This window comes from Rhodococcus sp. NPDC058532, from assembly GCF_042719255.1.
Taxonomy (GTDB): Bacteria; Actinomycetota; Actinomycetes; order Mycobacteriales; family Mycobacteriaceae; genus Rhodococcus_G.
In genome coordinates, this window is the sequence record NZ_JBHXNU010000006.1 from 188,750 (window position 1) to 195,994 (window position 7,245).

Annotated in this window: 5 protein-coding genes; 1 reads left to right on the forward strand and 4 read right to left on the reverse strand. The window is 68.0% G+C overall.

The annotated features are described in order from the left end of the window. Positions 1–234 precede the first annotated feature (234 nt). On the reverse strand, positions 235–2,787 hold the full coding sequence (locus tag ACFWQG_RS10060) for an ATP-dependent Clp protease ATP-binding subunit (RefSeq protein WP_378507467.1): 2,553 nt from the start codon (positions 2,785–2,787) through the stop codon (positions 235–237). A 304-nt stretch (positions 2,788–3,091) separates the two neighbouring features. On the opposite strand from ACFWQG_RS10060, the gene ACFWQG_RS10065 reads away from it, so the two are divergent. Beyond that, entirely contained in the window at positions 3,092–4,063 is a 972-nt protein-coding gene (locus tag ACFWQG_RS10065) for an Acg family FMN-binding oxidoreductase (protein WP_378507468.1), read from the forward strand. Positions 4,064–4,066: 3 nt separating this feature from the next. Here the strand turns inward: ACFWQG_RS10065 and ACFWQG_RS10070 are convergent, their stop codons facing one another. The 3 genes from ACFWQG_RS10070 to lysS all read right to left on the reverse strand — a co-directional run bounded on the left by ACFWQG_RS10070 (position 4,067) and on the right by lysS (position 7,086). Beyond that, a complete protein-coding gene (locus ACFWQG_RS10070) occupies positions 4,067–5,008 on the reverse strand; it encodes an esterase/lipase family protein (protein WP_378507469.1) in 942 nt (313 codons plus the stop codon). Between the two features lie 104 nt (positions 5,009–5,112). Beyond that, positions 5,113–5,457 carry an Lsr2 family protein gene (locus ACFWQG_RS10075; RefSeq protein WP_378507470.1) on the reverse strand — a complete coding sequence of 115 codons (345 nt, stop codon included), beginning with the start codon at positions 5,455–5,457 and terminating at the stop codon, positions 5,113–5,115. Between the two features lie 117 nt (positions 5,458–5,574). Beyond that, the gene (lysS, locus tag ACFWQG_RS10080) at positions 5,575–7,086 is read right to left on the reverse strand and encodes a lysine--tRNA ligase (protein ID WP_378507471.1); all 1,512 of its coding nucleotides are present in this window, start codon (positions 7,084–7,086) and stop codon (positions 5,575–5,577) included. Positions 7,087–7,245 lie beyond the last annotated feature (159 nt).

Consider the following 7,245-nt stretch of genomic DNA (forward strand, 5'->3'; position numbering starts at 1 on the left):
CCTCACGGACATTGACGACCTGACGGCCGAGACCCTGACGGCGGCCCGGACCCGGATCGACGAGACGCTGCTCGGAATCGTCCGAGAGCTGGTGACGTCCATCGACGCTGACCGGGGACCGACCGAGCGCCTCGACCGGGCGTCCCGCGCCTGACGCTCCCGCAACCACCACCGGGCACAGGGACGACGAACGCCCCGCGAGCCTTCGCTCGCGGGGCGTTCGTCATGCGTGACCTACTCGGCGCCGCCGCCCTCGGCCGGGGCCTCGCCTGCCTTCGCCATGTCGACCGGCAACGAGTCCGGCACCGCGACCGGCCGCGGGCTCGGGGCGAACGTGAACTTCGCGTCCTCGCCCGCGCCCTCGCCGTCCCAGCCCTCGACGTCGACCAGGACGATCTGACCGGGGCCGACCTCGTTGAAGAGGATCTTCTCCGACAGCTGGTCCTCGATCTCGCGCTGGATGGTGCGACGCAGCGGCCGCGCACCGAGCACCGGATCGAAGCCGCGCTTCGCGAGCAGCGACTTCGCCCGCTCGGTCAGCTCGATGTCCATGTCCTTGTTCTTCAGCTGCTTCTCCACCCGGCCGATCATCAGGTCGACCATCTGGATGATCTGGTCCTGCGTCAGCTGGTGGAAGACGATGATGTCGTCGATGCGGTTGAGGAACTCGGGACGGAAATGCTTCTTCAGCTCGTCGTGCACCTTGAGCTTCATCCGCTCGTAGTTCGACTCGTTGCCGCTACCGGAGGTGAAGCCAAGCCCGACCGCCTTCGAGATGTCGGCGGTGCCCAGGTTCGAGGTGAAGATCAGCACGGTGTTCTTGAAGTCGACCGTGCGGCCCTGACCGTCGGTGAGGCGGCCGTCCTCGAGCACCTGCAGCAGCGTGTTGTAGATCTCCTGGTGGGCCTTCTCGATCTCGTCGAACAGCACGACCGAGAACGGCTTGCGGCGCACCTTCTCGGTGAGCTGGCCGCCCTCCTCGTAGCCGACGTAGCCGGGAGGGGCACCGAACAGTCGCGACGCGGTGAACCGGTCATGGAACTCGCCCATGTCGATCTGGATGAGCGCGTCGTCGTCGCCGAACAGGAAGTTCGCCAGGGCCTTGGACAGCTCGGTCTTACCGACGCCGGACGGACCGGCGAAGATGAACGAACCGGACGGACGCTTCGGATCCTTCAGGCCAGCGCGGGTACGCCGGATCGCCTTGGAGACCGCCTTGACCGCGTCCTCCTGACCGATGATCCGCTTGTGCAGCTCATCCTCCATGCGGAGCAGCCGGGTGGTCTCCTCCTCGGTCAGCTTGAACACCGGGATGCCGGTCCAGTTGCCGAGCACCTCGGCGATCTGCTCGTCGTCGACCTCCGCGATGACGTCCAGGTCGCCGGAGCGCCACTGCTTCTCACGCTCGGCGCGCTGCGCGACGAGCTGCTTCTCCTTGTCGCGCAGGCTGGCGGCCTTCTCGAAGTCCTGCGCGTCGATCGCGGACTCCTTCTCCCTGCGGGCGTCGGCGATCTTGTCGTCGAACTCGCGCAGGTCCGGCGGCGCGGTCATCCGGCGGATGCGCATCCGGGCACCGGCCTCGTCGATGAGGTCGATCGCCTTGTCCGGCAGGAACCGGTCGTTGATGTAGCGGTCCGCGAGGGTGGCCGCCGCGACCAGTGCGCCGTCGGTGATCGAGACGCGGTGGTGCGCCTCGTACCGGTCGCGCAGGCCCTTGAGGATCTCGATGGTGTGCTCGACCGTCGGCTCGCCGACCTGCACCGGCTGGAAGCGGCGCTCGAGAGCGGCGTCCTTCTCGATGTACTTGCGGTACTCGTCGAGGGTGGTCGCGCCGATCGTCTGCAGCTCGCCGCGGGCCAGCTTCGGCTTGAGGATCGACGCCGCGTCGATCGCGCCCTCGGCCGCGCCCGCTCCGACGAGGGTGTGCAGCTCGTCGATGAACAGAATGATGTCGCCGCGGGTGTTGATCTCCTTGAGGACCTTCTTCAGGCGCTCCTCGAAGTCACCGCGGTAACGGCTGCCCGCGACCAGGGAACCCAGGTCGAGCGTGTACAGCTGCTTGTCCTTGAGGGTCTCGGGGACCTCACCGTTGACGATCGCCTGCGCGAGACCCTCGACGACGGCGGTCTTGCCGACGCCGGGCTCACCGATCAACACCGGGTTGTTCTTGGTGCGCCTGCTGAGCACCTGCATCACCCGCTCGATCTCCTTCGAGCGGCCGATGACCGGGTCGAGCTTGCCCTCGAGCGCGGCCTGCGTCAGGTTGCGGCCGAACTGGTCGAGGACCAGGGAGGTGGACGGGGTCCCGGCCTCGCCGCGGCCGCCGCTGGTCTCCTGCGGCTCCTTGCCCTGGTAGCCGGACAGCAGCTGGATGACCTGCTGACGGACCCGGTTCAGGTCGGCGCCGAGCTTGACCAACACCTGGGCGGCGACGCCCTCACCCTCGCGGATCAGGCCGAGCAGGATGTGCTCGGTGCCGATGTAGTTGTGGCCGAGCTGCAGCGCCTCGCGCAGGCTCAACTCCAGCACCTTCTTGGCGCGCGGGGTGAACGGGATGTGACCGGACGGGGCCTGCTGGCCCTGACCGATGATCTCTTCCACCTGGCTGCGCACGCCCTCGAGGGAGATGCCCAACGACTCCAACGACTTCGCCGCAACACCCTCGCCCTCGTGGATGAGGCCGAGCAGGATGTGTTCGGTGCCGATGTAGTTGTGGTTGAGCATCCGGGCCTCTTCCTGGGCCAGGACAACAACGCGCCGTGCGCGGTCGGTGAACCTCTCGAACATCGCTCTCCCTCACGTTCTTTATGGGTAGATCCCCAGCGGGATTTACGAGCCGCACCTCCCACTGTAGTGGCCGGTGATGCGGCCTGCGCCGCCTCCATCCCATTGACAACGGGGACAGTCTGCATGCTTACCCGTGACAACGCGGCATCCAGGTATTTCGTTTCCACCGGCCGCTACGCCAACAGCGAACACCGGGAGACCGACCGGTCTCGTATCCGTCCGGCCAAGTCGGGACCAACGGCCCTAGTCGCCCGATTTCGCCAGGCCGACACTGGTCCTCACACCGCACAGTGAGGACAACGCCATGGACGCGCTCATTCCCGACACCGAGGTGGTGCGCACCGCCGTCGACCTGGCGTGCCGGGCACCGTCGGTGCACAACAGCCAGCCCTGGCGGTGGCGGTACGACGCGGGCCGACTCGAACTGTCCGCAGACCCGGCCCGGCTGCTGGTCGCCGCCGACCCCCGCGGACGCCAGCTGATGATCAGCTGCGGCGCCGCATTGCAGCATCTGACCGTCGCGTTGACCGCGCTGCGCTGGCAGACGCACATCGACCTGTTTCCCGACCCCGCCCGCCCGCAACTGGTGGCGGCGATGCGGTTCGCCAACAACGCCCGGCCACAGTCGCACGACTTCGACCTGCTCGCGGCGATCCGGCGCAGGCGCACCGACCGAACCGCGTTCGCCCCGCTGCCCGACACCCCGCTGCTGCGGAACCTGCTCGGCGCGGCAGGCGCGGAGGTGACGGTGACATTCCTGGGCGCCGACGCCCGCCCCGTCCTGGCGGAGGCGACCGCGTCGAGCCTGGCCGCGCGCCGCTACGACGCCTCCTACCAGGCGGAACTGCGCTGGTGGGCGGGCCATATCCGGGACGGTGACGGCATCCCGGAGGCCGCCCTTGCCACCCGCACCGAACGGCAGCGCGTACCGGTCGGTCGCAGGTTCCCCGATCCGCACGGCGCGACCCGCACCGACGACGGCCCCGACGACGAATCGACCGTCCTCGTCCTGAGCACCACCGCCGACGACGCCGCCGCGTGGCTCCGGTGCGGCCGGGCGCTGTCCGCGATCGCGCTCGAAGCGACGGTGCAGCGGCTCGCGACGTGCCCGCTGACCCATCTCACCGACATCGACCGCAGCCGGGACATCGTCCGGACGCTGATCCCCGGCGCGGAGGTGCCGCAGCTGCTGCTGCGGGTCGGAATCCCGACCCGCCCCACGCCACTCAACGACACCCCGCGCCGCCCGATCGTCGAGGTCCTGACCTTCGGGTGACGCTCAGCCGACCACCGGCGGAACGAACACGCACGGGACCGGCCGCGGATGCGCCGGATCGAGCGCGTTGAGCACCAGGGCGGCGGCAACGGGTTCGCCTGCGATCGACAGGTGGTCGCCGAAATCCTGGGCGCAGTGATCCTGGACGACGATGTTGGTCGCGTTCGGGCCCTCCTCGTAGCCGCTGGTGTACGGCACCACCAGCTCGTCGTACCGGGTGAGGATGTTCGTGTAGGTGACGCCGGGGGCGTAGACGCCGCCGTCCCGCAGCTGGGTCATGAACCGTGAGCCGGCAAGGAACTGCCCGCACGCGCCGCACAACGGTGCCATCACCGGGCCCGCCGCGTCGACACCGAGATCGCGGTACGACGCGAGGGCACGGGGCAGGTCGAACGCGCCCTCCCCCTTCCACAGCGGTGCGAGGGACACGTACCGGTCGACCTTGTCGGCGCCGCCGAGATATTTCACCCAGTAGGTGGGCATCAAGGTGCCCTGGGAGTGTCCGATGATGTCGACCTTGGCCGCCCCCGTCGACGCCAGCACCCGGTCCACGAACGCGCCCAGTTCGGCCGCGCTCTCCTCCATCGGCCGCATCCCGCCGATCGCGTTCAACGGCCAGGGCAGCTGCTCGTAGGCGCCGTAGGTCAGCGAGTAGACGCAGTACCCCTCGTTGGCGAGGAGTGGCGCATAGGTTGCCCAGTTGGTCTGCCGGTTTCCGCCGGTGCCGTGGACGAGGACCACCGGATTCGGGTGCTCCGCGGTCGGGGTGCACGACCAGTCGTTGGAGCCGGGCGCGGACCCGCCGGGATTGCCGAGTTCCAGGGGAACGCCGGCGAGGAACTGGTAGGGCACGGGCAGCGGCGTCGCGCCCGCGACGCCGCCGAAGAACAGGGACGCAATCCCGACGAGAACCGCGCCGACTCTCGCCGCGACGACATTTCGCACCCGCACGTCATTCCCCCTGATTTTCGCACCGTGTTCGCCTGTCCGCGCAGGCTAGCAGTGCAGCCGGACGCGGACAGGCGAAACGTGCGAGTAGGGACGACGGTTCAGTTCGCCTTGTTGTAGAGCTCGGTGATTTCTGCGGAGATTCGTCCCCGCGCGGAAACCGGGTGACCATTTCGTCGTGCCCACTCACGGATCGCCGCGCTCTGTTCCCGATCGGCAGCGACCCGCGACTTTCCTACCGCTGGAGCGGGCTTTCCACGCCGCCTGCCGGTCGACCGGCGGGCGTGCGCGACCCATTCCTCGAGCTGATCCCGCAGTCGCGCCGCGTTCTCCGAGGAGAGATCGATCTCGTAGGTCACCCCGTCGAGCCCGAACTCGACCGTTTCGTCGGCGGTCGATTCCTGATCCACGTCGTCGATAAGAGTGACGGTGACCTTCTTTGCCATGTCCCGAGTTCCCTTCGAACAATTCCGTATTCCGGGCCCCGCGCACCGGATTCCGCGAGTGTACCCCCGGGGCGAGAATTGCGAGTGCTCGAGCTCGACAAATCTATTCGAAATGGATCAGCGTGCGGATGGGCGCACAATTGGGAACAGGATCGTTTCCCGGATACCCAATCCGGTCAACGCCATCAGCAGCCGGTCGATGCCCATCCCGGTCCCCGTCGTCGGGGGCATGCCGTGCTCCATCGCCGCGAGGAACTCCTCGTCCAACGCCATCGCCTCGTCGTCGCCTGCCGCGGCGAGGCGGGCCTGGTCGACGAAGCGGTCCCGCTGGATGACCGGGTCGACGAGTTCCGAGTACCCGGTCGCCAGCTCGAACCCCCGGACGTACAGGTCCCACTTCTCGGTGACCCCGGGCAGGCTCCGATGCTGCCGGGTCAGCGGCGACGTCTCGACCGGGAAATTGCGGACGAAGGTCGGCTCGTTCAGCTGATCACCACACTGGTGCTCCCACAGTTCCTCGACGAGCTTGCCGTGGCCGTACCCCTTGTCCTTCGGCACCTCGAGCCCGACCTTCGCGGCAAGCGCGAGCAATTCGTCGACGGTGGTGTCCGGCGTGACCGATGCCCCGATCGCGGCGGACAGCGACGGATACATTTCCATCGTCTTCCACTCGCCGCTCAGGTCGTACTCGGTCCCGTCTGCGAGGGTGACGACCTGGGTGCCGAGCGCGTTCTGCGCGACCTCCTGGATCAATTCGCGGATCATCGTCGCGGAATCGTCGTAGGTGCCGTAGGCCTCGTAGGTCTCGAGCATCGCGAACTCGGGCGAATGCGTCGAGTCGATGCCCTCGTTGCGGAAATTGCGGTTGATCTCGAAGACCTTTTCGATTCCGCCGACGACGCAGCGCTTGAGGAACAGCTCCGGCGCGATCCGCAGGTAGAGGTCGATGTCGAGCGCATTCGAATGCGTGACGAACGGACGCGCGGCGGCCCCGCCCGCGATGGTCTGCAGCATCGGGGTCTCGACCTCGAGGAATCCGCGCCGTTCGAGCGCGTTGCGCAGCTCACGCACCACCGCGACCCGCTTGCGGGCCATCTCCCTTGCCTCCGGGCGCACGATCAGGTCGACATACCGCTGCCGGACCCGGGATTCCTCGTTCATTTCCTTGTGCGCGACCGGGAGCGGACGCAGCGACTTGGCGGCGAGCTGCCAGGAATCGGCCATCACCGACAGTTCACCGCGACGCGAGCTGATCACCTCGCCGTGCACGAACACGTAGTCGCCGAGATCGACGTCGGACTTCCACGCCGCGAGCGCGTCCACACCGACGTTCGCGAGGCTGAGCATTGCCTGCAGCTGGGTGCCGTCGCCCTCCTGGAGGGTCGCGAAGCACAGCTTGCCGGTGTTGCGGACGAAGATCACCCGGCCAGCGACGCCGACCTGCTCGCCGGTCGCGGCGTCCGGCTCCAGGTCGGGGTACTTCGCCCGGATCTCGGCGAGGGCGTGGGTGCGCGGCACCGAGACCGGGTAGGCCTCCTGCCCCTGCTCGAGGATCCGTTCCCGCTTCTCGCGGCGGATGCGCAGCTGCTCGGGGGTGTCGTCTACAGGCTGGGCGGGTGCGTCACTCACGGAAGACAAGACTAACGGTTCGTCACCGTGGGTGGTTTTTCCCCCGGTCGGGGTAAGAATCACGCACAACGGCGGGGACGACCCTAGAGCAAGGCAGGGGAGCCCCCCCCCGTGCCCCGCGGCGGAGGCAACCCGTGCTCCCAGCGGTGGGGGCTGGCA

Excerpts from the sequence above, each read along its gene's own strand:
- ACFWQG_RS10075 (WP_378507470.1), bottom strand. The coding sequence starts at position 5,457 with ATGGCAAAGAAGGTCACCGTCACTCTTATCGACGACGTGGATCAGGAA.
- ACFWQG_RS10060 (WP_378507467.1), bottom strand. The coding sequence starts at position 2,787 with ATGTTCGAGAGGTTCACCGACCGCGCACGGCGCGTTGTTGTCCTGGCC.
- ACFWQG_RS10065 (WP_378507468.1), top strand. The coding sequence starts at position 3,092 with ATGGACGCGCTCATTCCCGACACCGAGGTGGTGCGCACCGCCGTCGAC.